The 23,208-nt window shown below is 73.7% G+C and carries 21 protein-coding genes; 8 read left to right on the plus strand and 13 right to left on the minus strand.

Annotated features, from left to right (window positions below):
• Positions 1–155: 155 nt before the first annotated feature.
• A complete protein-coding gene (locus tag AC4MBH_RS04535) occupies positions 156–806 on the minus strand; it encodes a hypothetical protein (protein ID WP_491793160.1) in 651 nt (216 codons plus the stop codon).
• 8 nt (positions 807–814) lie between these two features.
• Positions 815–1,345, minus strand: coding sequence for a hypothetical protein (locus tag AC4MBH_RS04540; RefSeq protein ID WP_491793161.1), 531 nt, complete (start codon positions 1,343–1,345; stop codon positions 815–817).
• Between the two features lie 167 nt (positions 1,346–1,512).
• Between AC4MBH_RS04540 and AC4MBH_RS04545 the strand changes: the two genes are divergently transcribed.
• Positions 1,513–1,932, plus strand: coding sequence for a YciI family protein (locus AC4MBH_RS04545; RefSeq protein ID WP_491793162.1), 420 nt, complete (start codon positions 1,513–1,515; stop codon positions 1,930–1,932).
• A complete protein-coding gene (locus AC4MBH_RS04550) occupies positions 1,929–3,233 on the plus strand; it encodes an RNA polymerase sigma factor (protein WP_491793163.1) in 1,305 nt (434 codons plus the stop codon). The genes AC4MBH_RS04545 and AC4MBH_RS04550 overlap by 4 nt, the downstream gene beginning before the upstream one ends.
• Before the next feature lie 2 nt (positions 3,234–3,235).
• On the opposite strand, the gene AC4MBH_RS04555 is transcribed toward AC4MBH_RS04550, so the two are convergent.
• From AC4MBH_RS04555 to AC4MBH_RS04565, 3 genes are read right to left on the minus strand one after another with little or no spacing between them, the layout of a single operon-like run.
• The gene (locus AC4MBH_RS04555; RefSeq protein WP_491793164.1) at positions 3,236–3,463 is read right to left on the minus strand and encodes a hypothetical protein; all 228 of its coding nucleotides are present in this window, start codon (positions 3,461–3,463) and stop codon (positions 3,236–3,238) included.
• A 17-nt stretch (positions 3,464–3,480) separates the two neighbouring features.
• On the minus strand, positions 3,481–4,599 hold the full coding sequence (locus tag AC4MBH_RS04560) for a fatty acid desaturase family protein (RefSeq protein WP_491793165.1): 1,119 nt from the start codon (positions 4,597–4,599) through the stop codon (positions 3,481–3,483).
• 13 nt (positions 4,600–4,612) lie between these two features.
• Complete coding sequence (locus AC4MBH_RS04565; protein ID WP_491793166.1) at positions 4,613–5,740, minus strand: flavin reductase family protein; 1,128 nt, start codon at positions 5,738–5,740, stop codon at positions 4,613–4,615.
• Positions 5,741–5,868: 128 nt separating this feature from the next.
• Here AC4MBH_RS04565 and AC4MBH_RS04570 point away from each other — a divergent pair, with 128 nt between their 5' ends.
• A complete protein-coding gene (locus AC4MBH_RS04570) occupies positions 5,869–6,498 on the plus strand; it encodes a TetR family transcriptional regulator (protein ID WP_491793167.1) in 630 nt (209 codons plus the stop codon).
• Between the two features lie 30 nt (positions 6,499–6,528).
• Entirely contained in the window at positions 6,529–8,004 is a 1,476-nt protein-coding gene (locus AC4MBH_RS04575) for an amidase (protein ID WP_491793168.1), read from the plus strand.
• Positions 8,005–8,357: 353 nt separating this feature from the next.
• Here the strand turns inward: AC4MBH_RS04575 and AC4MBH_RS04580 are convergent, their stop codons facing one another.
• Both AC4MBH_RS04580 and AC4MBH_RS04585 read right to left on the minus strand, forming a co-directional pair.
• The gene (locus AC4MBH_RS04580) at positions 8,358–9,044 is read right to left on the minus strand and encodes an SDR family oxidoreductase (RefSeq protein ID WP_491793169.1); all 687 of its coding nucleotides are present in this window, start codon (positions 9,042–9,044) and stop codon (positions 8,358–8,360) included.
• Positions 9,044–10,012: a zinc-binding dehydrogenase gene (locus AC4MBH_RS04585; protein ID WP_491793170.1), complete on the minus strand. Its 969-nt coding sequence runs from the start codon at positions 10,010–10,012 to the stop codon at positions 9,044–9,046. The genes AC4MBH_RS04580 and AC4MBH_RS04585 overlap by 1 nt, the downstream gene beginning before the upstream one ends.
• A gap of 59 nt (positions 10,013–10,071) precedes the next feature.
• Between AC4MBH_RS04585 and zwf the strand changes: the two genes are divergently transcribed.
• Positions 10,072–11,511, plus strand: coding sequence for a glucose-6-phosphate dehydrogenase (gene zwf, locus AC4MBH_RS04590; RefSeq protein WP_491793171.1), 1,440 nt, complete (start codon positions 10,072–10,074; stop codon positions 11,509–11,511).
• Positions 11,512–11,530: 19 nt separating this feature from the next.
• Here zwf and AC4MBH_RS04595 read toward each other — a convergent pair whose 3' ends face one another.
• Both AC4MBH_RS04595 and AC4MBH_RS04600 read right to left on the minus strand, forming a co-directional pair.
• Positions 11,531–12,646 carry an NAD(P)-dependent malic enzyme gene (locus AC4MBH_RS04595; protein WP_491794108.1) on the minus strand — a complete coding sequence of 372 codons (1,116 nt, stop codon included), beginning with the start codon at positions 12,644–12,646 and terminating at the stop codon, positions 11,531–11,533.
• A 145-nt stretch (positions 12,647–12,791) separates the two neighbouring features.
• A complete protein-coding gene (locus AC4MBH_RS04600; protein WP_491793172.1) occupies positions 12,792–13,109 on the minus strand; it encodes a S24/S26 family peptidase in 318 nt (105 codons plus the stop codon).
• A gap of 47 nt (positions 13,110–13,156) precedes the next feature.
• Here AC4MBH_RS04600 and sodN point away from each other — a divergent pair, with 47 nt between their 5' ends.
• Entirely contained in the window at positions 13,157–13,558 is a 402-nt protein-coding gene (gene sodN / locus AC4MBH_RS04605) for a superoxide dismutase, Ni (protein ID WP_491793173.1), read from the plus strand.
• A 129-nt stretch (positions 13,559–13,687) separates the two neighbouring features.
• Here sodN and AC4MBH_RS04610 read toward each other — a convergent pair whose 3' ends face one another.
• The 4 genes from AC4MBH_RS04610 to AC4MBH_RS04625 all read right to left on the minus strand — a co-directional run bounded on the left by AC4MBH_RS04610 (position 13,688) and on the right by AC4MBH_RS04625 (position 18,871).
• A complete protein-coding gene (locus tag AC4MBH_RS04610) occupies positions 13,688–16,330 on the minus strand; it encodes an ABC transporter permease (protein ID WP_491793174.1) in 2,643 nt (880 codons plus the stop codon).
• Positions 16,331–16,333: 3 nt separating this feature from the next.
• Positions 16,334–17,047: an ABC transporter ATP-binding protein gene (locus tag AC4MBH_RS04615; RefSeq protein WP_491793175.1), complete on the minus strand. Its 714-nt coding sequence runs from the start codon at positions 17,045–17,047 to the stop codon at positions 16,334–16,336.
• Positions 17,044–17,613, minus strand: coding sequence for a PadR family transcriptional regulator (locus AC4MBH_RS04620; protein WP_491793176.1), 570 nt, complete (start codon positions 17,611–17,613; stop codon positions 17,044–17,046). The genes AC4MBH_RS04615 and AC4MBH_RS04620 overlap by 4 nt, the downstream gene beginning before the upstream one ends.
• An 88-nt stretch (positions 17,614–17,701) precedes the next feature.
• The gene (locus AC4MBH_RS04625) at positions 17,702–18,871 is read right to left on the minus strand and encodes a hypothetical protein (protein WP_491793177.1); all 1,170 of its coding nucleotides are present in this window, start codon (positions 18,869–18,871) and stop codon (positions 17,702–17,704) included.
• Between the two features lie 231 nt (positions 18,872–19,102).
• On the opposite strand from AC4MBH_RS04625, the gene AC4MBH_RS04630 reads away from it, so the two are divergent.
• Together AC4MBH_RS04630 and AC4MBH_RS04635 are read left to right on the plus strand one after the other, a co-directional pair.
• A complete protein-coding gene (locus AC4MBH_RS04630; RefSeq protein WP_491793178.1) occupies positions 19,103–21,652 on the plus strand; it encodes a TIGR03773 family transporter-associated surface protein in 2,550 nt (849 codons plus the stop codon).
• Positions 21,642–23,195 (plus strand): anchored repeat ABC transporter, substrate-binding protein, encoded by a 1,554-nt coding sequence (locus tag AC4MBH_RS04635; RefSeq protein ID WP_491793179.1) that lies wholly within the window; start codon positions 21,642–21,644, stop codon positions 23,193–23,195. The genes AC4MBH_RS04630 and AC4MBH_RS04635 overlap by 11 nt, the downstream gene beginning before the upstream one ends.
• Positions 23,196–23,208: the final 13 nt, after the last annotated feature.

A 23,208-nucleotide genomic window follows, 5' to 3' on the forward strand; every position in this document is an offset into this window, starting at 1 on the left:
GACCACCGTCGGTGGCCGGTCGTCGTACGACGGCCCTTGAACGCCGGTCGAGCCCGAGTCGAGACCCGGCGAGGTGCGCATCCCGGGGGGTTCGAGTCGGTCGCCAGCGCGACCTCCTCGACCACCGTCGGTGACGCAGCGGCGGACCCGTCGGGTCAGTCGTCCTGCTTGCGGTCCTGCTTCTTGGCCTCGGTGAGGTCGCTGAGGCGGTCGGCGTCGGCCTTGGCCTCGGCGGCGGCGCGCTCGGTCTCACGGGCGTCGTCGAGCTCGGACTGCGCGCCCCGGAGGGCCGACTTGCGCTTGGCCTCGGCGACGGAGTCGACCTGCTTCTTGCGCTGGTCGACCGTGGCGGCGCGGTCGGCGGCGCGCTTGTCGGCTGCCGCCTTCCTCGCCTGGGCGGTCTGGGCGGCCTTGGCGCTGGCGTCCTGCTTGCCGCGGGCCTCGACGGCGTCGGCCTCGTCGAGGCCGGACGAGACCCGCTCCTGGGCGGCCTTGCGCTTGCGCGCGGCCTCCTGCCGACCCGCCGACGCCGTCTGCTGCGCCTCCTCGCGGCGGGCTGCGGCCTCGGCCTCGAGCCGGGCGGCGGTCAGGAGCTGCTCGGTGCGCTCGATGCGGTCGGAGCCGCGCTTGGCGATGGCGGGGTTGGCCAGCACGGTGCCGGCGAGCCGGTCGGCCGAGCCGATGACCTTGTCCAGGGCCACCCGCGGTCCGGAGGTCTCGGGCAGCAGCTGGGCCAGCCGGTTGTCGATGGCCACCAGCGGCAGCCGGGCCAGCTCGTAGGGGAAGGAGACGACGGTCGTGATCATGGTGGTCCTCAGCTCTCGGTCCGGGCGCGCAGCTGCGCGGCCTGCTGTTCGGCGACGGCGGCCTCGCGCTCGAGGCGGGCCGCCTCGGCTGCCGCGTCCTGCTCGGTCGCCGCGGCGTCGGCGGCCAGGGCACCGGCCTCCTGCACCCGCGCCGAGGCGACCTGGTCGGCCTGCCTCTCGGCGGCGGCGCGACCGGCTTCCTCCCGCTGGGCGGCGGCGCGGGCGGCGGCGTCGTGCTCGACGGCTCGCTGCTGCTCGACGACCGACTCCTCGCGCTGCGCCTCGGCGCGGGCGGCGCCCTTGAGCTGCGCGGCCTCGGCCTCGGCCTCGCGGATCTCGCCGACGGCCTCCTCCCGCTTCGCCTCGGCGACGGCCTCGTCGGCGACGGCGGCCCTGCGGTTGCTGGCCTCGGCCTGCTGCAGCTGCCCCTCCTCGACGAGCTCGTCCTTCCCGGTCACCGCGCCGGCGACCTCCTTCGCCTTGCCTGCGACGCTGCCGAGCAGACCGTCGCGGGCCTGTGCTGCCTTGTCATCGCTCATGTCCCCCCGGTACCCCTCCCGGCGGGTGCGGCCCTCCCCGTCGGTGTGACATGTCCCCCACGGAGTCGGCGCGAGAATGGTGCGGACCCGGTGTCGATCGACGGGATCCTCGTTCGACCAGAGGGTGAGAGGGACCGCCACGGTCCCGCCGACCGGAGGAGCAGACGATGAAGTACATGCTGATCATGCGGGCCACCGACGAGGGTCTCGCCGCGTTCGCGGACGTCGAGTTCGAGGAGATCATCGAGACGATGGGCCGCTTCAACGAGGAGCTCGTCAACGCCGGCGTCCTGGTGGCCGCGGAGGGACTCGACGACGCCGCCGACGGGGTGGTCGTCGACTTCGGCTCGACGCCGCCGGTCGTCACCGACGGGCCGTACGGCGAGACCAAGGAGCTGTTCGGCGGCTTCTACATCCTCGACGTCGCCTCGAAGCAGGAGGCGGTCGAGTGGGCCAAGCGCGCCCCGATGGGAGGACCCGGGATCATCACCGAGATCCGCCGGGTCGCCTCGATCGACGAGTTCCCGCAGGACAACGAGTGGGTCCGCAAGGAGCGCGCCTGGCGCGAGCGCACCGGCCAGCTGTGACCCGTGCCCGGGAGGCCGTCGAGGCGGTGTGGCGGATGGAGTCGGCCCGCATCGTCGGTGCCTTGGCGCGGGTCACCGGCGACCTCGCCCTCGCCGAGGACGTCGCCCAGGAGGCCCTCGCGGAGGCCCTGGTCACCTGGCCCCGCGAGGGCGTCCCGGCCAACCCGGCGGGCTGGCTGATGACCGTCGGACGGCGTCGGGCCATCGACGCCTTCCGCCGTCGCTCGGCCCTCGACGACCGCTACGCCGCGCTCGCCCGCGACCTCGGCGACGGCGAGGCCTCCTCGGGTCTCGGCACGACTGGCACGGCCGGCACGACGGGCGGGGCTGCCGACGACGTCCTGTGGGACCCCGACCGCATCGACGACGACGTCCTGGCGCTGCTGTTCACCGCCTGCCACCCGGTGCTGGGCCCCGAGGCGCAGGTGGCGCTGACGCTCCGGGTGGTCGCCGGTCTCGGCAGCGACGAGGTCGCCCGGGCGTTCCTGGTGCCGACCGCCACCGTCCAGGCCCGGATCACGCGGGCCAAGAAGACGCTGTCGGCCGCACGGGTGCCGTTCGAGGTGCCTCCGGCGGCGGAGCGGCGCGACCGGCTCGCGGCGGTGCTCAGCGTGGTCTACCTCGTCTTCAACGAGGGTGCCCACGCCACCTCCGGTGCCCACCGGATCCGCGCCGACCTCGCCCACGAGGCGCTCCGCCTGGGCCGGGTCCTGGTCCGGCTCCTCCCCGACGAGCCCGAGCCGCACGGCCTGCTCGCCCTGATGGAGCTGACGGCGGCGCGCTTCCCGGCGCGCACCGGCGACGACGGCCTGCCGGTGCTGCTCGAGGCGCAGGACCGCACCCGCTGGGACCACTCCGCCGTACGCCGCGGCCGGGCCGCCCTGGCGACGGCCGGTTCGGTGGGCCGCGGCCTCGGGGCGTACGGCGTCCAGGCGGCGATCGCGGAGTGCCACGCGGTGGCGCCGTCCGCGGCGTCGACCGACTGGGACCGCGTCGTCGTGCTCTACGACGTGCTGGCCCGGCTGGCGCCGTCGCCGGTGGTGGGGCTCAACCGGGCGGTCGCGGTGTCGATGGCACACGGCCCGGCCGCCGGGCTGGCGGAGGTCGAGGCGTGGGCCGACGACGACCGGCTCCGCGGCACCCACCTGCTGCCCCTGGTGCGTGGCGAGCTGCTGGCGCGCCTGGGCCGCACCGCCGAGGCGCGAGCGGAGCTGCGGACGGCGTACGAGCGCTGCACGAGCAACGCCGAGCGCGGGGTCCTCCAGCGCAAGCTGGACGACCTCGCCCGGCCGGCGCCCTGAGCTCAGCCCTCGTCGGCCCCGTGCTCCTCGCTCGCCCGGCGGGCCGACTCGCGGATCTCGAAGACCTCGGTGGCGAACCCGCCGACCACCGAGGCGATGTCGCGGACCGCCGCGGTGACGATGGTGGCCACCTCGCCCACCGTCGTCGCGGCCGCCTCGGCCGTGGCCTGGATGGTGTCCTTGCTGATCTCGGCCTTCGACAGGTGGTCCGGGGTCACGGGCTCGTCCATGTCTCCAGTGTGCCCGCTCAGGAGGCGGCGGCGGCCTTCGGCGGCAGGGCCATCTTGCAGATCTTCTTGGCGACGCTGAAGAGCTGCTTGCCCAACGGTCCGGTGTTGTACTGCAGGCCGTAGCGCTCGCAGATCTCCTGGACCTCCTCGGCGACCTGCGGGTAGCGACGCGCCGGCAGGTCGGGGAAGAGGTGGTGCTCGATCTGGTGCGACAGGTTGCCGGTCATCAGGTGGAACAGCTTGCCGCCGGTGATGTTGGCCGAGCCGAGCAGCTGGCGGTAGTACCAGTGCCCGCGCGACTCGTCCTCGCACTCCTCCTCGGTGAACGTCGCGACGCCCGCCGGGAAGTGCCCGCAGAAGATGATGTTGAACGCCCAGATGTTGCGGATCAGGTTGGCCGTGGCGTTGCCGGCGAAGGTCAGCGGGAACAGCGGGCCGGTGAGCGCCGGGAACAGCACGTAGTCCTTGAGCGCCTGGCGCTTGACCTTGCGCATGATGCCCGCGTGCAGGGCCTTGTTCTCCGAGATCGAGCGCTTGCCGGCGACGATGTTCTCCACCTCGAGGTCGTGCATCGCCACGCCCCACTCGAAGAAGACCATCAGCAGCAGCGCGTAGAGCGGGTTGCCGAGGTAGTAGGGGTGCCAGGGCTGGTCCTCGTCCATGCGGAGGATGCCGTAGCCGATGTCGCGGTCCTTGCCCAGGACGTTGGTGAAGGTGTGGTGGATGTAGTTGTGGCTGTACTTCCACTGCTCGCCGGGGCAGACGTTGTCCCAGTCGTACATCCGGGAGTTCAGGCCCGGGTCGCCCATCCAGTCGTACTGGCCGTGCATGACGTTGTGGCCGATCTCCATGTTCTCCAGGATCTTGGAGACCGCCAGCGAGGCGACGGCGAGCGGCCAGGCCGGGGGCAGGTAGAACAGCGCGCGGCCGGCGACCTCGAAGCCGCGCTGGAGCTTGACGACCTTGCGGATGTACGTCGCGTCCTCCTCGCCGAGCTCGCCGAGGATGCGCTGCCGGATGGCGTCCATCTCGGCGCCGAACGCGTCGAGCTGCTCGGCGCTCAGCTTGGCGGTGTGCCGCTTGACCTCCTCGACGTCGATCGTCTCGAGGATGTCGTCGATGTGTGCTGTGGACATGTCAGGGACTCCTTTACAGCTCGACGGCGCAGTCGCCCTCGGGGGCGCTCACGCAGATCTGGATGTCCTCATCGGGGAGCGACGAGGTGGCGCCCGAGAGCACGTTGCGGACGGTGCCCTCGGTCTTGCGGGTCGTGCAGGAGAAGCAGATGCCCATCCGGCAGCCGAACTCGGGCTCGAGCCCCAGGGCCTCGGCCTGCTCGAGCAGGGTGGCGCCGGTGTTGGCGGCCTCGGCGAGCACGCTGCCGGACCGGGTGAAGGCGACGTCGCCCTCGGCGGAGCCGACGCCGGCCGGCTTGGGGGCCTTGAAGAGCTCGGTGCGCAGGCGCCGCTCGCCGCCGTCGGCGTACGCCGCCACGACGAGCTCCATCAGTCCCGCGGGTCCGCACGCCCAGGTGTCGGTGTCGCGGTAGCGCGGCACGAGCCGGCGCAGCTCGAACTCGGAGAAGACGTGGTCGCCGTGGCGCAGGTGCACGGTGACGTCGTTGTCGGCGGCCGCGACGGCCGCCAGCTCGTCGGCGAAGATCTGGTCCTCGACCGAGCGCGAGTAGTGCAGGAAGGTGACCTTCCGACCCGCGCGGCCGTCGTAGCCGTCGCGCAGGAGCGTGCGCACCATCGACATCGCCGGCGTGATGCCGGAGCCGCCGGTGATGAACAGCAGGTGGTTGTTGGTGGGGGTGGCCGGGCTCTCGTCGTAGGTGAAGTCGCCCTGGGCCTGGCTCAGGTGCAGCACCAGACCGGGCTCGGCGGCGACGAGCCGCCTGGACACCTCGCCCTCGTCGTGGGCACGGACGGTCAGGGTGATTGTCTCGCCCGGCACCGAGGCGGCCGAGGAGACGGTGAAGCAGCGCGTCATCCGGCGGGCCGACCCGGGCAGGTCGAGGCCGACCTGCACGTACTGACCGGCGCGGTGACCGCGCCAGGTCGACGTGGGCTGCAGGGTGATCGTGGCGACGGGGGCGGCGTCGCTGGCCGGGTTCTCGCGCACGACCGAGACGACGCGGGCGCGGACCTCCTCGGCCGCCCACATCGGGTTGACCATCTCGAGGTAGCGGTCGACGCCGTGCGGCGAGGTCAGGGCGGCCAGCACCCGCGAGCGCAGGATGCGCTGGGCCACGGGCATCGGTGCGGTGGTGCTCATCGGTGCCTCCAGGTTTGGGTGTACGTGTGTACACCCACGAGCATGGTGGACCTCTCGCGAGGGGTCAACCGCCGTCCCGGGTGAGTGTGGACACACGTGCACCTGTGAAGCCGTCCTAGACTCCCGGGGTGACCGAGACCACCCAGACGCGGGTCGAGCGCAAGGAACGCACCCGGCGCTCCATCCTCGACGCGACGCTGGTGCTCTGCGAGGAGAGCAGCCTGGTCGCGCTCTCGCTGCGCCAGGTGGCCAAGCAGGTCGGCATCGTGCCCACCGCGTTCTACCGGCACTTCGACTCCATCGAGTCGCTGGGGCTGGCACTGGTCGACGAGTCCTTCGTGTCGCTGCGCGCCATGCTGCGCGACGTACGCCGCCACGACCCGGCGCTGAGCGACATCGTCGACCGGTCGGTGGCGACCCTGCTCACCCACGTCCAGCACGACCGGCAGCACTTCCAGTTCATCGTGCGCGAGCGGGCGGCCGGTCCGCTGTCCGTGCGCGCCGCCATCCGGCACCAGATCGAGCTGTGCGAGCGCGAGCTCGCCACCGACCTGGCGCGGCTGCCCGGCACCGCCGAGTGGAGCGCGGAGGACCTGCACGTGCTGTCCAACCTGATCGTCACCGCGATGGTCGCCACCGCCGAGGACGTCCTGGTCGCCGCCGGCCGGCCCGACGCCGAGAAGGCCGTCGCCGAGCGCGCCCGCACGCAGCTGCGGATGGTCATCATCGGGGCGCTCGGCTGGCAGTCACGCGGCTGAGGGCCCGCGGTCCCTCCCTAGGATCGCGCCATGGAGCCCCAGGAGTACGCCGCCCACGACGCCGTCGGCCTCGCCGAGCTGGTCCGCCTCGGCAAGGTCACGCCCGACGAGCTGACCCGGGCCGCCCGCGCCCGGATCGCCGAGGTCGACGACCGCATCAACGCGGTCGTGGTGGAGATCGACCCCGCGGTCACCTCCGCGGCGGGTGCCGGCGGCGCGTTCCACGGCGTCCCGTTCCTGGTCAAGGACCTCCACCAGGACGTCGCCGGCCACCCCACCAGCGGTGGCTCGCGCTCGCTCGCCACCACCGTGGCCACCGAGAACGCCGACGTGGTGCAACGCTGGCTCGACGCCGGGCTCACGGTGCTCGGCAAGACCAACACCCCCGAGTTCGGCGCCAAGGGCGTCACGGAGCCGTTGCTGTTCGGCCCGGCCCGCAACCCCTGGGACACCGACCGCACGCCCGGCGGGTCCTCCGGCGGCTCGGCCGCGGCCGTCGCGGCCGGCATCGTGCCGTGCGCCGGGGCCAGCGACGGCGGCGGGTCGATCCGGATCCCCGCCTCGGCCTGCGGTCTGTTCGGGCTCAAGCCCACCCGCGGCCTCGTGCCGTCGGGACCGGCCCACGGCGAGCCGCTCGGCGGCACCGCCACCGACGGCGTGATCTCGCGCAGCGTGCGCGACACCGCCGCGATGCTCGACGTGCTCGCCGGGCCCACTGCGTCGTCGCCCTACCTCGCAGCGTCGCCGGCCGCGTCGTACGCCGACGAGGTCGGGCAGGACCCCGGCACCCTGCGGATCGGCCTGTGCACGGCGAGCTCGATCAACCCCGACCCCGACCCCGAGGCGGTCGCGGCCGCCACCGCCGCGGGTGAGCTGCTCGAGAGCCTCGGCCACCACGTCGAGCACCTCGACGCGGCGCCGTTCGACGACGCCGCGCTGGCCAAGGACTTCCTGACCAGCTGGTTCGTCTACTGCGCCTACTCCGTCGAGGAGGCCAAACGGGTCTCGGGCAGCGGCGACGGCGGCTTCGAGCCCGACACCCTCACCATGGCCGCGCTCGGGCGCGCGACGAGCCCGGTCGACCTGGTCCGCGCCTTCGAGGACCGGCACCTGCACGTACGCCGGCTCGCGCAGTTCCATGACACCTACGACCTGCTCCTGACCCCCACCACCGCCACCGCTCCCCCGCGCATCGGCGCCTTCGACGCGCCCGGCCCCGTGCAGCTCGCCCAGCGGGCGCTGCTCACCGCCCGCGCCGCGGGCGTGCTGCGCTTCACCCCGATCGTCGAGACGATGATCAGCCAGAACCTCGGCTGGGTGCCCTACACCCAGCTGGCCAACCTCACCGGCCGCCCGGCGATGACCGTCCCGCTGCACTGGACCCCCGACGGCCTCCCGATCGGCGCCCAGCTGGTCGGCCGCCTCGGCGCCGACGGCCTCCTGCTCCGCCTGGCGGCCCAGCTCGAGCAGGCCCAGCCCTGGGCCGACCGCCGCCCGCCCCTCTGACCCGGCCGGCACCCACGGTGGTCGAGGAGGCCGGACCCGGCCATCACCGACGGTGGTTGAGGAGGTTGCGCTAGCAACCGTCTCGAAACCACCCAGTAGCCGCACCCCACCGAATCTCGACTCGGGCTCGACCAGCGGCGGTCGCCGACAGGGCGTCGTACGACGGCCGGCCACCCACGGTGGTTGAGGAGGTTGCGCTGGCAACCGTCTCGAAACCACCCAGGATCCGCACCCCACCGGGTCTCGACTCGGCCGGCGTGGGAGTGGTCTCGAGACGGGCCTGGCGGCCCTCCTCGACCAGCGTGGGTCACCGATGCGGTGGATAGGTTGCGCTGGCAACCTCTCGAAACCGCTCAGGTCGCGCGGGGCACCACGGGGCGGACCGTGACCTCGGGGATCGTCGCGTCGGGCGGAAGGTCGAGGACGTGCAGGATCGTGTCGGCCACGGTGCCCGGGCTGATCCAGCGCGACGCGTCGTAGGTCCGGCCCTCCTGCTCGTGCACCTTCTCCTGCATCGGCGTCGCCGTGCGGTTCGGGAAGACCGTGGTGACCCGCACGCCGTGCTCGACCTCCTCGGCGCGCAGCGCGTCGGCGAACGCCCGCAGCCCGAACTTCGAGGCGGCGTACGCCGACCAGCCGGCACCCGCCGACAAGCCGGCGGAGGAGTTGACGAAGACGACGAGGCCCCGGGCCGCCCGGACCGCCGGCAGCACCATCCGGGTCAGCACCGCCGGTGCGACCAGGTTGACGTCGAGCTGCGCGCGCAGCGAGGCGGTCTCCAGCGTCGAGACCGGTGCGAGGTCGACGACCCCGGCGACGTGGTGCACCGAGTCGAGCGCGTCGAGCTCGGGCAGTCCCAGCGACGCGGGGTCGGAGAGGTCGGCGACGACGACATCGGCCCCGGGGAACCGCTCGGCCAGCTCGACGGCACGCAGCGGCGTCCGGGCGAGGAGCACCAGGGAGTCACCGCGGGTGTACAACCGGTCGGCGAGCGCGGCCCCGATGCCGGAGCCGGCGCCGGTGATCAGGTGGCGGGGCATCAGGCGGTGAAGACGATCTTGCCGAAGACGTCGCCGCCGGCCATCGCCTCGAAGCCCGCGCGGGCGTCGCGGAGCGCGACCTCGCGGTCGATGAGCGGCTTGGTGCCGGTGGCGTCGAGCATCGAGACCAGCGAGGCGAGCTCGTCGCGGGTGCCCATCGTCGAGCCGACCACCGAGAGCTGGAGGAAGAAGATCCGGGTCAGCTCGGCGTCGTCGAGCTTCGGACCGGACGTCGTCCCGGAGATGACGATGACGCCGCCGGGGCGCAGCGACCGCACGGAGTGCGACCAGGTGGCGCGCCCGACGGTCTCCATCACGCCGTCGACCTTGACGGGCAGCCGCGCGCCTGACTCGAACACGTCGTGCGCGCCGATCTCGAGCGCCCGGGCGCGCTTGGCCTCGTCGCGCGAGGTCGCCAGCACCCGCAGGCCCGCGGCGCGGGCCAGGATGATGCAGGCCGTCGCGACGCCACCGCCGGCGCCCTGCACCAGCACGGTGTCGCCGGCCGTGAGCCGGCCGCGGGTGAACAGCATCCGGTACGCCGTCAGCCACGCGGTCGGTAGGCAGGCGGCCTCGGCGAACGAGAGCGACGCCGGCTTGGGGACGACGTTGCGGCGCGGCACCACGACCTGCTCGGCGAGCGTGCCCTGGTGCCGCTCGGAGAGCAGGGAGCGCTTGGGGTCGAGGGTCTCGTCGCCGGACCAGGACGGGTCGCTGATCACGGCGTGCACGACCACCTCGTTGCCGTCCTCGTCGAGCCCAGCGGCGTCGCAGCCGAGGATCATCGGCAGCTGCTCCTCCTTGAGCCCCACGCCGCGCAGGGACCACACGTCGTGGTGGTTGAGCGAGGCGGCCTTGACGGTGACCGTCGTCCACCCGTCGGGCGCGACCGGGTCGGGCCGCTCCCCCAGGACCAGGCCGTCGAGGGGGTTCTCAGCGGAGAAGGACTCGGCGTAGACAGCGAACATGCACCCGACCGTAGCGGCGTGTCGTGCGCTCGTGACCGGGGCGGTCTAGCGTGGACCGCATGGACCACCCCACCGTCGTCGTGCTCTTCGGTGCCACCGGAGACCTCGCCAAGCGCAAGCTCCTGCCCGGACTCCTCCGCCTGTGCGAGGCCGACCTGGTGCCGGAGATGCGGATCATCGGCACCTCCCTCGAGGACCTCGACCGCGCCGCGTTCCACGCGCTCGCCCGGGGCGCCTGCGAGGAGTTCGGGAAGGGCGAGATCACCGACGACCGTTGGGCCGTCTTCAGCGACCAGCTGCACTACGTCCCGACCTCCGCCGGACCCCAGGCCCTCGCCAAGATGGTCGGTGCCCTGGAGAGCGAGCTCGGCGACGCGGCCGACGTACGCCGTCTGCACTACCTCTCGGTGCCGCCGCGGGCTGCCCTCGACTGCATCCGCGACCTGCACGCCGCGGGACTCGTCGAGCGCTCCCGGGTGGTGATGGAGAAGCCGTTCGGGGTCGACCTGGCCAGCGCCAAGCAGCTCAACGACCGGGTCCACGAGGTCTTCGCCGAGGACCAGGTCTTCCGCATCGACCACTTCCTCGGCAAGGAGGCGGCGCAGAACATCCTGGCGTTCCGCTTCGCCAACGGGCTGTTCGAGCCGATCTGGAACCGCCAGTTCATCGACCACGTGCAGATCGACGTGCCCGAGACCCTCGGCCTGGAGGGGCGCACGGCGTTCTACGAGACGACCGGCGCCTACCGCGACATGGTCGTCACCCACCTGATGCAGGTGCTGGCGTTCATGGCGATGGAGCCGCCGACCACTCTGGCGCCGGGCCCGATCGGCGAGGAGAAGCTCAAGGTGTTCCGCTCGATGCGGCCCATCGAGCCGCACAACGTCGTCCGCGGCCAGTACAACGGCTACCGCGGCAAGGAGCAGGTCGCCGACGAGTCCGACACCGAGACCTTCATCGCGCTCAAGGTCGAGATCGACAACTGGCGCTGGGCCGGCGTCCCGTTCTACCTGCGCACCGGCAAGAAGCTGGCCGAGGGCGCCCGGATCATCTCCATCGCGTTCAAGGAGCCCCCGCTGTCGATGTTCCCGGCGGGGTCCAACGTCGGCACCCAGGGGCCGGACCACCTCACCTTCGACCTGGCCGACCAGTCGCGGATGTCGCTGTCGTTCTACGGCAAGCGGCCCGGGACGGGGATGAAGCTGGAGAAGCTGTCGATGCAGTTCGCCACCGTCGACACCACGAGCACCAGCCTCGTGCTGGAGGCCTACGAGCGGCTCATCCACGACGCGATGCGCGGCGACCACACGCTGTTCACCTCAGCCACCGGCATCGAGACACTGTGGGACAAGTCGACGATGCTCCTGGAGAACCCGCCGCCGGTGCGCGGCTACGCCCCCGGCTCGTGGGGCCCCAACGCCATCCACCAGCTGATCGCGCCCCACGCCTGGCGGCTGCCGTTCGAGCGGATCTGGCGCGACCCCAACCGGATGGGCTGACGGCGCTCGGCCGGTCGCGCTACCGCCGCGCGACGCCGTCGGCCCGGGCGGCGGCAGCGACGGCGGCGGCGACGGCGGGGCCGACACGGGGGTCGAACGGCGAGGGGATGACGTAGTCCTCGGTGAGCTCGTCGCCCACGAGGTCGGCGAGGGCGTTGGCCGCGGCGAGCTTCATGCCCTCGGTGATCGCGGTCGCGTGCACGTCGAACGCGCCGCGGAAGATCCCGGGGAACGCCAGCACGTTGTTGATCTGGTTGGGGAAGTCGGAGCGGCCGGTGGCCACCACGCGGGCGTAGCGGTGCGCCACGTCGGGGTGGACCTCGGGCGTCGGGTTGGCCATCGCGAAGATGATCGACTCCGGCGCCATCCGGGCGATGTCCTCCTCGGGGATGGTGCCGCCGGAGACGCCGAGGTAGACGTCGGCGCCGTCGAGGGCGTCGGCCAGCGAGCCGCTGCGACCGGTGTGGTCGGTGGTCAGCTCGGCCAGGGCCTTCTTGACCGGCGTCAGGTCGCCGCGGCCGGAGTGGACCACGCCCTTGCGGTCGGTGACCGCGAGGTCGGTGATGCCGGCCTCGAGCAGGATCTTGGCGATGGCGACGCCCGCGGCGCCGGCGCCGGAGATCACGACCCGCGTGGTGGCCGGCGTACGACCGGTCAGCCGCAGGGCGTTCTTGAGCGCAGCCAGCGCGACGACGGCGGTGCCGTGCTGGTCGTCGTGGAAGACCGGGATGTCCAGGCGCTCCTTGAGGCGGTCCTCGATCTCGAAGCAGCGCGGCGCCGAGATGTCCTCGAGGTTGATGCCCCCGAAGCTCGGCGCCAGGCGCACCACGGTCTCGATGATCTCCTCGGTGTCGGTGGTGTCGAGGCAGATCGGCACGCTGTCGACGCCGCCGAACTGCTTGAACAGCACGGCCTTGCCCTCCATCACCGGCATCGCCGCAGCCGGGCCGATGTCACCCAGCCCCAGCACCGCGGTGCCGTCGGTGACGACCGCGACCGTGTTGGGCACCCACGTGTAGTGCTGGGTCAGCGACGGGTCCTGCGCGATCGCCTCGCAGACCAGCGCCACCCCGGGCGTGTAGGCCAGCGACAGGCCGTCGCGGTCGTGGAGGTCGACGGTCGAGACGATCGCCATCTTGCCGCCCACGTGCAGGTCGAAGACGGGGTCGCCCGCGCGCGGGTGCGATGGTGCCTCGGCGGTCTCGGGGGTCGGGTCGGCCACGATCGGGGATACTTCCACACCCCGAACCCCGCACGACCGCGTCTCGTGGAGACCCGGGTCACAGCCGACGGGGGCGTGGCCACAGCCGCCAGCGGGCGACGCCCAGCACGTCCTCGGGCCGTACGACGCCCCGCGCCCGGGAGTCCGCGCGGCCCTCCTCGGCGTTGTCGGAGAGCAGCCACCAGCCGGTCCCCCGCCACCCGGCCACCCGCTTGACCACCACCGTCCCGTCGCGGAAGCGCGCCACCGCGACGTCGCCGTCGCGCAGCTCCACGCCGTAGCGCACGAGCAGGCGGTCGCCGTCGCGCAGCCCCGGCAGCATCGACCGTCCGCGCACCAAGACCATCCCGAGGGGTCTGGGAGCCGGGCCGTCCACGCGGAGTAGTGTCGCAAACGACGTCCCCAACGCTTGAGAGGAATCCCATGCTCTCCCGCTTCTTCGCTCCCACCATCGAGGCCCAGGCCCACTGCGACCTGCCCTGTGGTGTCTACGACCCCGCCCAGGCGCGCATCGAGGCCGAGTCGATCAAGGGCATCATCGCCAAGGTCGCCGACAACGACGACCCCGACTTCCGCACCCGCGCCATCCTGATCAAGGAGCAGCGCGCCGAGCTGGTCAAGCACCACCTGTGGGTGCTGTGGACCGACTACTTCAAGCCCCCGCACTTCGAGAAGTACCCCCAGCTCCACGTGCTGGTCAACGAGGCCACCAAGCTCGCCGGCGCGTCCGGCGCCAAGGGCACCCTCGACGCCGACGTGGCCGACCAGCTGCTCGCCAAGATCGACGAGATCGCCGAGATCTTCTGGGAGACCAAGAAGGCCTAGGTGCCGCAGGTGCCTCCACGGGCCTGACCGAGGTGCTCGACCGACCTCGCCGGCAGCGGACGACCACGGGCGCGGATCCCCTCATGGGGGGTCCGCGCCCGTGTCGTTCCCGCCGTGCGGCAGCGGGACCTAGCCGGCTCGGCGGGTCAACGCCAGTCGCGTCGGGGTGACCGCCCACCCGACCCCCGCGCACAGCAGGGGTACGCCGAGCACGACCAGCCCCAGCGCGGCCCAGGGCACCGGCGTACCGGGTGGGCCGACCACCTGGAGGAGGGACGCCCCGCCGGCCAGCCCCAGCAGCAGCCCGATGGCGGAGCCGAGCCCGCCGACGTAGAGCGCGTGTCCGGCCGAGGTTGCGCGACGCACCCACGGCGGGGCCCCGATGGCGGCCAGGGTCGCGGCGTCGTCTCGGGACTCGGCGGCCGAGAGGGCCACGATCAGCCCGACGACCAGGCCGGTGACGACCAGCACCCCGACCGCACCGGCCAGCACCAGCGCATCCTGGTCCTGCGCACCGGTGCTCTCGAGCCCGTTGTGGGCCGAGATCCCGTGGAGCGCCAGTCGGTCGGAGTCGTCGGCGTGCAGGCCGTCGGGGCCGGCCACCCACCACGCGTCGGGGTCGGGCCGCAGCGTGGCGCCCAGGGCGGCGGCGGTCTCCGCGGAGATCCACCCGGACTCGTAGGTCGCCCACGCCGTGTCCACCCGGAGGGCCGGCAGGCTCAGGTCCCTCCGCCCCGGACCGCGTCCGGCGTGCGCCGCGAGCCGGCCCGAGGGTGCGGGGACGAACGTGAGGACCGATCCCGCGGCAAAAGCGGCGCGAGCCTCGTCAGAGACCTCGGCCAGGGCCAGGAAGTCGTCGTCGACGACCCGGATCGGGTCCCCTCCCGGGCCCACCAGGTCGCGCCGGCCCAGGACGGGCGTCGAGGTCACCAGCAGCTTCTCGGCGCCGACGACGTCGTGGAGGGTGCGCTCGAGCGCGCCGACCCTGGCGGGATCGGTCGCCCGGCCCCCGTCGAGGTGGACCGAGCCGACACCTTCGGGCAATCCGCTCCCGGAGCCCGACTCGGGGATCGAGCCGGCAGCCGCGACCCCCATCCCGGCGAAGACCGCGCCCATGGTGGTGATGCCGACGGCGAGCACCGCTGCCGTCGTACGACCCCGGTTGCGCGTGGCGTCCCGGGTGGCCAGGCGCCACGGGAGCCAGCCGCGGCTGCTGGTGCTGCCCGCGGCCGAGATCAGCCAGGGCAGCGCGAGCGTCGTCCCGACGAGGACGACCAGGGCGCACGCCCCGCCGAGCACGACGGGCACGGCGGAGACCACAGGGGTCGCGGCACCGGGGTCGACCGCGCCGCCGTCGCGGGCGGCCGAGGCCGCCGTGGTGCCGTAGGTGCGGGCGATCCACCAGCCGCAGACCACCAGCCCGAGCAACCCGCCGCCGACCAGGGCGAGTCCAGGGTCGCGGAACCGGTGGCGGCGCGCGGACCGGGTCGCCACGTGCCCGTCGAGGGCCTGCGCGGCAGTCATCCGACCGACGCCCCAGGCCGGGATCGCGGCCGCGAGCACCGCGCTGACCACGCCGAGGACCGCGATGACCAGGATGCTGCCGACCGAGAACGAGTAGTCGTAGTAGGTGGTGGAGCCCAGCCGTCCCAGGGTTCCGCGGCCCCAGCCGAGGACCGCCAGCCCACCCACGGTGCCGAGCGAGGCGGCCAGGACGCCCACCCACAGTCCCTGGGCGAGGAGGGTACGACGGACGTCGGCCGCGGTGGCACCGAAGGTGATGAGGAGACCCAGGGCGCGAGCCTGGCGCCGGGCTCCGACGGCGAACGCCGCGCCCACCAGCACGAGCACCTCGGTCAGCCCGATCCCGATGACCACGGCCCCGACGGCGACCGCGACCGGATCGGCGGGTGTGGGGAGAGGGGCGGCCTGACCCCAGTCACGCGGGTGCTCCACGGCGTCGCGCATCCACGACGAGACCCCCGCGGCAGCCAGCTCCTCGTGCAGCTCGATCGCCTCCGCGGTCGACAGCTCCGGCAGGTCGACGAGGAAGCGCGGCATCAGCGGGCCGCCGGCGTAGGGGTCGCGGGTGACGCCCTCGAGCACGACCGTGTCGGGCGGCACCACGAACGAGCGGGTCTCCTGGATGGCCGAGCCGGCGTCGGTGATCCCGACGACGTCCAGCGCCGTGCCGTCCTCGAGCGCCACGGTGGCGTCGGCGGCGGGCCCCGAGCCGTCGAGGAGACCGAGCTCGTCGGCGACGAGCCGGGGAAGCGCCACCTCATCGGGCGCCGACGGCGCCCGGCCCGCCACCAGCGGATCCGTCGTGCCGCGGACCAGCGGGTCGTCGAGGTCGGCGACGGTGGCGGTGAAGGTGCCACCGGTCGCGAGCCGAAGCTGGGCCTCACCGGTCCGGGTCACGCGTGAACCCGGCGGCAGCAGGCTCGTGACGTCGACGGCAAGGGGGTCGCGCCGCTCGCTCCGCGCGACGCCGCGGGCCTTGCCGGAGGTGACGTAGCGCCCCTGGTCCTCGTGCCTCGAGGTGACGGCCGGCCACGGGGTCACCCTCAGCTCGGCGTCGGCGGACCCGTAGTCGGTGTAGAGGGAGTTGGAGGAGTAGAAGTCCTCGGTCAGCGTGATCGTCGAGACGACGACGGCCGCCGTGACGGGGAGCGCCACCAACAGCGTGAGGACCGCCGTGCGGAGACGGTGGGCCAGCAGGTCGCGCCAGGCCATCCGCAGGGCAGGGCGCCAGCGGTGGATGCGTGCCACGCCTCAGACCTCCGCGAGCAGCGACTCGGGCTCCGCGGCCCGGCCGGTGTCGTCGACGGCGGCGCCGTCGCGCAGGAAGACGACACGGTCCGCCCAGGCAGCATGGCCGGCGTCGTGGGTGACGAGCAGGGCAGCGACCCCCTGGGCGCAGCGGTCCCGCAGCAGCCGCATCACCTGCTCCCCGGTGGCCGAGTCGAGGGCGCCGGTGGGCTCGTCGGCGAGGATGAGGGTGCGCTCGCCGACCACCGCACGCGCGATCGCGACCCGCTGCTGCTGCCCGCCCGACATGTCCTGCGGCAGCCGGTCGGCCAGGTCGACCAGGCCGACCTCGCTCAGCGCGTCGCGGGCGTGGGTGCGCGCGGTCCGGGCGCGGACGCCGTCGAGCTCGAGGGGCAGCGCGACGTTCTCCGCCGCGGTGAGCGACGGGACCAGGTTGAAGTCCTGGAACACGTAGCCGACCCGGTGCCGCCGCAGCCGGGCCAGCTCGCGCGGGGCCAGGTCGCCGAGCTCGACCCCGTCGACGAGCACCTGGCCGGCCGTCGCCCGGTCGAGGCCGCCGGCGAGGTTGAGCAGGGTCGACTTGCCCGACCCGCTCGGTCCCATGACCGCCACCAGCTCGCCGACCTCGACGTGGATGGTCAGGCCGCGCAGGGCATGGACGGCGGCGTTGCCGGCGCCGTGGATGCGGTCGACGTCGACCAGGGAGAGGGCGGTCATCGGATGCTCTCCTTCGCGGGGGTGGGGACGGCGGCCGCGACGGGAGCGGTCGCCGGGCGGGCACGGATGAGGGCCTGCTCGCAGTGGTCGAGCCAGCGCAGCTCGGCCTCGGCCATGAACCTCAGGTTGTCGAGCACCAGGGACCAGGCGAGGTCGTCGCTCTCGCCGTCACGCTTGAGGCGGGTCAGCTCCTGGAGCCGTTGCATGGTGGACGTGCGCTGGGCCTGCACGATCGCGCGCACGTCGAGGCCCGGCGCCGTGGCGGCCAGCGCGAGCTTGATCGCGAGCTCGTCGCGGGGACGGTCACCGAGCGTGATGGGCCGGGTCCACCACGTGCTCAGGGTCTGGCGCCCGAGGTCGGTCAGCTCGTAGCGCTGCCGAGCCTCCTCGTCGGTGTCCAGGGCGGTGACCTGGCCGTCGCGCTCGAGCCGGGCCAGCGTCGAGTAGACCTGGCCGATGTTCAGCGGCCAGGTGGACCCGGTGGCCTGCTCGAACTCGGCGCGCAGCTGGTAGCCGTACATGGGGCCCCGGTCGAGGAGGGCCAGGAGACCGTGCGGGATGCTCATGGATATCGAGTATGCATACCGCGTATCCAAGGCACAAGTACCGACGGTGCGTGTCACGGCCGACGTCCGCGACCGGGTCACCCCGGACTCACAGGCAGCCGGCGCGTGCCCCGATCCTGTCGAGCCCGGACAGGTCGCCGGCGCCGTAGAGGTGGTTGGCCCTGGTGAGGCTGCCGTTCATCAGCTGGGTGCTGCCCGTGCCGTGGCCGAGGCCGAGCCCGTGCAGCAGCTCGTGGGTCAGCACCTGGCCCCAGGTGACGGGGCCGGTGCGGGCGAACCCGGGCCGCAGCGTGTGGGCGGCGTCGAGGACGACGTAGCCGCGGGTGAGCTCGTAGGCCACGTCGCGCCCCGCGGGGGCCGGCACGGACGAGCCGCCGCCGTACCCGATGGTGGAGCCGGCCAGGCGCGGCACAGCGGTCTCGTCGGTCCAGGAGACCGCGAAGTCGACGTTGTCCGGGTAGGTGGCGGCGGTGTAGTGCACGTACGACGTGCTGCCGACGTAACGGAACCGGAGCCCGGTGTGACCGGCGATGCCGGCGAACGCACGCTTGGTGTCGGCCAGCGACCCGACGTAGGAGCCGGTCGGGTTGTAGGCCCACCGGATCGTGGTGCACGGGTCCCACCGGACGCCGCCCGACTTCAGCCAGGTCCAGTCGTCCGCCGAGCCGGCGGGGGCGGGGAGGTCGGTCGCCGGCGCCACGGCCGGGTCCGGCGGCGCCGAGGGGTCGCCCGGTCCCGGCGGCACGGGCGGTCCGGGTTGCTCCGTCGACGGCGGCGTCGGCCGGGACCGCACGGCCACCACGACGTCGCGCGAGGCCACCGCCCGGAGCGGGTCGCTGCGCCGTGCGGTCACCCTCAGGCGCACGCGCCCCGCGACCGTCCGGGCCGGCGCGACCATCGTGAACGAGCCGTCCCGGGTGGAGCGGGTGGTGGCGATCGTGCGCCACGACCCCTCGACCCTCCGCTGCAGGCGCAGGGGGCGCGACCCGGACCGGACCCGGACGACGCCGGTGACGCTGACCCGCTGGCCCACCCGCACCCAGGTGGGTGCCGAGACCGAGAGCTGGACCCGGCGGCCGAGGTGAGCACCGTCGGCGGACGGGCCGGGCGGGGTCGCGGCCACGGTCCGCACGACGTCCGGACCGGTGGCAGGGCCAGTGGAGGGAGCGGTGGCGGGACCGCCGAGGCCGGCGACGAGCACCGCACCCGCCAGGACGACGGCCCAACGGCGTGACGTGCGGGGGCCGGGCGCGGGCATGCGGATTCCTTCGACGACGAGGCGACCGCAGCGCTTCTCCGCCGGCGGCGGAACCCTCACGGACCAACACTGCGACGTTATCGACGCCGGGGCGGCGGAAACCGAAGTTGAGGGCACCTTGAACCGACCTTGCAGCCGACCCCCGCTCCGGAGCGGAGAACCCGTCTAACAAGAATGATTCTCGTTTGCGTTAGGGTGTGGACCGCACCGTCCACCACCCGAGAGCCGCTGATGACCCACCCCCTGCACCACCTCCTCCCCGTCCGCGGCCGACCGCGCCGCAGGGCCGTCGCCGGCGTCGCCTCGGTCCTGGTCGGTGTGCTGGTGCTGGCCTGCACCGCCTCGACCGCCGCCGACGCAGCGGACGGCGACGACGCCGCGGTCCTCGCGGTCGTCGCCGAGGGTCCGGTGACGGCGTTCGACGTGCGGACCGAGACCGGCACCCCCCTCGTCACGACCACCGCGCAGGGCCGGACCGTCGCGCCCGAGACGGTCGAGATCGTGGTGGACGGCGACCTCGCGGCGTACGACGTGGCGCCCGACGTCACCGCGCCGTGGGACGGGGTCGTCGCGGCGGGCACCCGGGTCTACCAGGCACCCGGCGCCGGGGTGCCCGGCCTGCCGGCGATCGGCTGGAGCGCGGAGCAGGCGCCGGGGACGGCCGTGACCCTCGAGCTGGCCGTCGACGGGCCCGGCCGGGTGGTGGCGTTCTCCCCCACCGGCGACCCGGCGCGGCTGGACGTCCACCTCGACACCGCTGCCGACCCGAGGGCCACGGTCCCCCTGCCGGGCACGGCGGTCGCGCCCACCTGGCTGTTCGGGCAGCCCGGCGACTACCTCATCGAGGCGCACGCCGTCACGGTCGCGCCCGACGGCGGCCAGGTCACCGGTCCGGCGACCACGCACCTGGTCCGGGTCACCGCCCCACGACCCACGACCCCGCCCGCCCCGGCTCCCGTGCCGGAGCCGCCGGCGGCGCCGGTCGCGCCGGTCGCGCCGCCGGCACCCGTCCTCCCCGAGCAGCCCCCCACCCGGCACCCGGTGCGGCGCGGCCCCACGGCCCAGCGCGCGGGCTGCGTCGTCCCCGGCCTGTCCCCCTCGGCGGAGACCGTGTCCGACGGCCACCTCGACTACGGGGTGCAGGTCCGGGCCGGGACCCTGGTGTCGCGGCTCAAGGACGACCGCACGACCCCACCGACCTGGCGGCGTCCCGACTCAGTGCTGCTCGCCCTCGGCGACGCCGCCCGCAGCACCGTGCCCGCCGGAGCGGCGTACTCGTTCCTCGGGCAGAGCGGCGACCCGGTCTGGAACATCGGGCAGACCCAGCAGGACGGCGTGCCGTGGCTGGGGTGGAACACCCAGCACCCCAGCGCGGTCTCGGGGATCGCCGGGCCGACCACGTGGCGCCTCGACGACGTCGACGGGCCGGGTGAGGTGTTCGTCTACCAGACCGGGTCGTTCGGCGCGCTCACCAAGGTCCTCGGTCGGACCGCGGGGTGGCCCGACCGCACCACGATCGCTCCCGGCACCCACGTGCACGGCAACCTCACCTTCACCGAGCCCGGGTCCTACCGGATCACCACCACCCACCTGGCCACGCTCGACGGGGGCCGACGGGTCTCGAGCACCGACACCCTCTTCGTCCAGGTCGGCCCCTGCGCCGACGGCAGCGACCCGGACCCGACGCCGGCGCCCGGGCCCGACGGTCCTGATGGTCCCGACGGTCCTGATGGTCCCGACGGCACCGACCTGCCCGACCCGGCCGGCGACCGCCCCGGCACCGGGACCGGGACGGGCGAGGCGGCCGACGGCGACGGGCCGGCCGGGACCGGGCTGCCCGGCGCACCGGCGCACGCGCCGGCCTGCGTCCCGACGAGCGACGCCGGCGGCTCCGGCTCCGGCTCGGGCGGGGACGCCGGCACCGGGCGCGGCACCACGACCCCGCCGGCCACCCGGGAGCGCATCACCACCGGGCACTTCGACTTCGGCTCGCAGCTCGTCGACGGGGCCCTGGTGGCCCGGGTCAAGGACGACCGCAGCCAGCCGCCGTCGTGGGAGGACCCCGCCGGGTTCGCGTTCGTCCTGGGTGCCTCCGCGGTCCAGGAGGTGCCGGCCGGCACCGACCACGCCTTCCTCGGCAGCCCCGGCGACCAGGTGTGGCTGATGCCGCAGACCCAGGTCGACGGCATCCCGTGGCTGGGCTGGAACACCCAGGACCCGGCGGTGCGCGAGCAGGTGAGCGGACACGTCCGCTTCCGGCTCGACTCCGTCGACGGACCGGGCGACCTGGCGGTCTACCTCACCGACTCGTTCGGTGGTGTCGGCGAGAAGGTGTTCGGGTCGGTGGCGGGGTTCCCGTCGTCGTTCTCCGTGCCGCTCAACGTGCACGCCCACGGCAGCTGGGCCTTCACCGCCCCCGGGGCCTACCGGGTCACCCTCACCCAGAGCGGCACGCTGGACGCCGGCACGGCGGTGTCCGCGACCGCCACGCTCACCTTCCTCGTCGGGGACGAGGCCTCCTCCCGGCGCGTCGTCCCGAGCGTCGCGACCGCACGGACGACGAGCGTCGCGACCACCGCGCCGGTCCTGGCGCCCGCGGCCCCCGCCCCGCCAGCGGCGCCAGCGCCCACGGTCGAGAGGACCTGCACCCTGCCCGGCACCGGGCTGGACAGCACGGTCGACCGGCTCCTGCCGCTCGGCCTGACCCTGCTGTTCCTCGGCGGGCTCGTGCTGCGCGGCCGCCGACCCGTCGCGCCGAGGTGGCTGCGCCGTGCCGCCTAGGGCCCTGCTGGCCGTCCTGGGTGCGGCGGTGCTCGTGGCGGCCGGGTGCGCCACCCCGCCCACCCTGTCCGACGACGACCCGCGCCTGCAGGTCGTCACCACCACCGCCCTGATCGCCGACCTGGTCGCCCGGGTCGGTGGCGACGACGTCAACGTGACGTCCCTGGTGCCCGAGGGCGCCGACCCGCACAGCTACGAGCCCAGCCTGCGCCGGGTGCGCGACGTGGTCTACGCCGACGTCGCCTTCAGCAACTACCTGCTGCTCGAGGAGCACACCATCATCAAGGCGCTCGATGCCAACCTGCCCGCCGAGGCCGTCAACATCTCGCTCGCCGAGGACGCGGTGAAGTACGCCGCCGAGATCATCCCGCTGGTCGAGAACGTCAACCTCGACACGATCTGGCTGGGCCTGCGCGCCGAGGGCGACGGCGCGGCGTACGACGCCACCCGCGCCTCCGACGTCCTGGTCAGCGCCACGGCGGCGACCGGCCCCGGTGACCTGGTCGGCTACCTCACCGGCAGCTTCGGCGACCCCGAGGTCTACTTCGACTCCTCCGACGGCTTCGACGACGCCGACGGCTACCGCGACGACACCGCGACCCTGCCGGTCGACGCCCACACCCACATGTCGTGGGCCTTCACCGAGCCGGGGGTCTACACCCTCACCCTCGCCGCCCGCCTGCAGCCCGACGAGCAGTCGGCCTCGGTCCCGCTCGGCGAGTCGACGTTCACCTTCGCCGTGGGCGTGCCGCCCGAGGACGTCGTCCCCGGCGCCCGGGTGCTCGACCAGGGCCACGCCGACCTCACCGCCGACCTCGACACCGGCGAGGTCGGCATCCGCTACGACCCCGAGGGCGGCGGCGAGCTCACGCAGGAGGAGCTGGCCGCCGAGGACGTCGTCGTCGACGTACCGGCCAAGGCACTCGCCGAGGTGCCCGACGACCGGCGACTGGGGTTCCTCGGCACCCCCGGCACCGCCATCCACCAGCTGCCACAGGCGGTGCTGGGCAAGCACGTGCACGGCGAGATCGACCCGCACCTGTGGCAGGACGTCGGCAACGCCCAGGCCTACGTCGAGCTGATCCGGGACACCCTCGCCGGCGCCGATCCCGAGCACGCTCGCGACTACCGCGACCGCGCCGCGGACTACCTCACCGAGCTCGAGGCGCTCGACGAGCACCTCGCCGAGACCATCGCCTCCATCCCGGCCTCCCGCCGCTACCTGGTGACGACCCACGACGCCTTCGCCTACCTGGCGCACGCCTACGACCTGCGGATCGCCGGCTTCGTGACCCCCAACCCCGCGGTCGAGCCGTCGCTGGCCGACCGTCGCAAGCTGACCGAGACCATCCGCAACCTCGACGTGCCGGCGGTCTTCCTCGAGCCCAACCTGGCGGCTCGCTCCGGCACCCTCGCCCAGGTGGCCGAGGAGGAGGGCGTCGAGGTGTGTCCCATCTACGGCGACACGCTCGACGACGAGGTCACCAGCTACGTCCAGATGATGCGGTTCAACGCCGCGTCGCTCCACGACTGCCTCTCCTGAAGGAGCACGACCC

This window comes from Nocardioides sp. WJ219 (assembly GCF_058559815.1).

Bases quoted from the DNA above. Each gene is read 5' to 3' on its own strand.
- zwf (WP_491793171.1), top strand. From the start codon at position 10,072: ATGGACCACCCCACCGTCGTCGTGCTCTTCGGTGCCACCGGAGACCTC.
- AC4MBH_RS04560 (WP_491793165.1), bottom strand. From the start codon at position 4,599: ATGTCCACAGCACACATCGACGACATCCTCGAGACGATCGACGTCGAG.
- AC4MBH_RS04595 (WP_491794108.1), bottom strand. From the start codon at position 12,646: ATGGCGATCGTCTCGACCGTCGACCTCCACGACCGCGACGGCCTGTCG.
- sodN (WP_491793173.1), top strand. From the start codon at position 13,157: ATGCTCTCCCGCTTCTTCGCTCCCACCATCGAGGCCCAGGCCCACTGC.
- AC4MBH_RS04580 (WP_491793169.1), bottom strand. From the start codon at position 9,044: ATGCCCCGCCACCTGATCACCGGCGCCGGCTCCGGCATCGGGGCCGCG.
- AC4MBH_RS04625 (WP_491793177.1), bottom strand. From the start codon at position 18,871: ATGCCCGCGCCCGGCCCCCGCACGTCACGCCGTTGGGCCGTCGTCCTG.
- AC4MBH_RS04535 (WP_491793160.1), bottom strand. From the start codon at position 806: ATGATCACGACCGTCGTCTCCTTCCCCTACGAGCTGGCCCGGCTGCCG.
- AC4MBH_RS04585 (WP_491793170.1), bottom strand. From the start codon at position 10,012: ATGTTCGCTGTCTACGCCGAGTCCTTCTCCGCTGAGAACCCCCTCGAC.
- AC4MBH_RS04545 (WP_491793162.1), top strand. From the start codon at position 1,513: ATGAAGTACATGCTGATCATGCGGGCCACCGACGAGGGTCTCGCCGCG.
- AC4MBH_RS04565 (WP_491793166.1), bottom strand. From the start codon at position 5,740: ATGAGCACCACCGCACCGATGCCCGTGGCCCAGCGCATCCTGCGCTCG.
- AC4MBH_RS04615 (WP_491793175.1), bottom strand. From the start codon at position 17,047: ATGACCGCCCTCTCCCTGGTCGACGTCGACCGCATCCACGGCGCCGGC.
- AC4MBH_RS04540 (WP_491793161.1), bottom strand. From the start codon at position 1,345: ATGAGCGATGACAAGGCAGCACAGGCCCGCGACGGTCTGCTCGGCAGC.
- AC4MBH_RS04620 (WP_491793176.1), bottom strand. From the start codon at position 17,613: ATGAGCATCCCGCACGGTCTCCTGGCCCTCCTCGACCGGGGCCCCATG.
- AC4MBH_RS04555 (WP_491793164.1), bottom strand. From the start codon at position 3,463: ATGGACGAGCCCGTGACCCCGGACCACCTGTCGAAGGCCGAGATCAGC.
- AC4MBH_RS04630 (WP_491793178.1), top strand. From the start codon at position 19,103: ATGACCCACCCCCTGCACCACCTCCTCCCCGTCCGCGGCCGACCGCGC.
- AC4MBH_RS04575 (WP_491793168.1), top strand. From the start codon at position 6,529: ATGGAGCCCCAGGAGTACGCCGCCCACGACGCCGTCGGCCTCGCCGAG.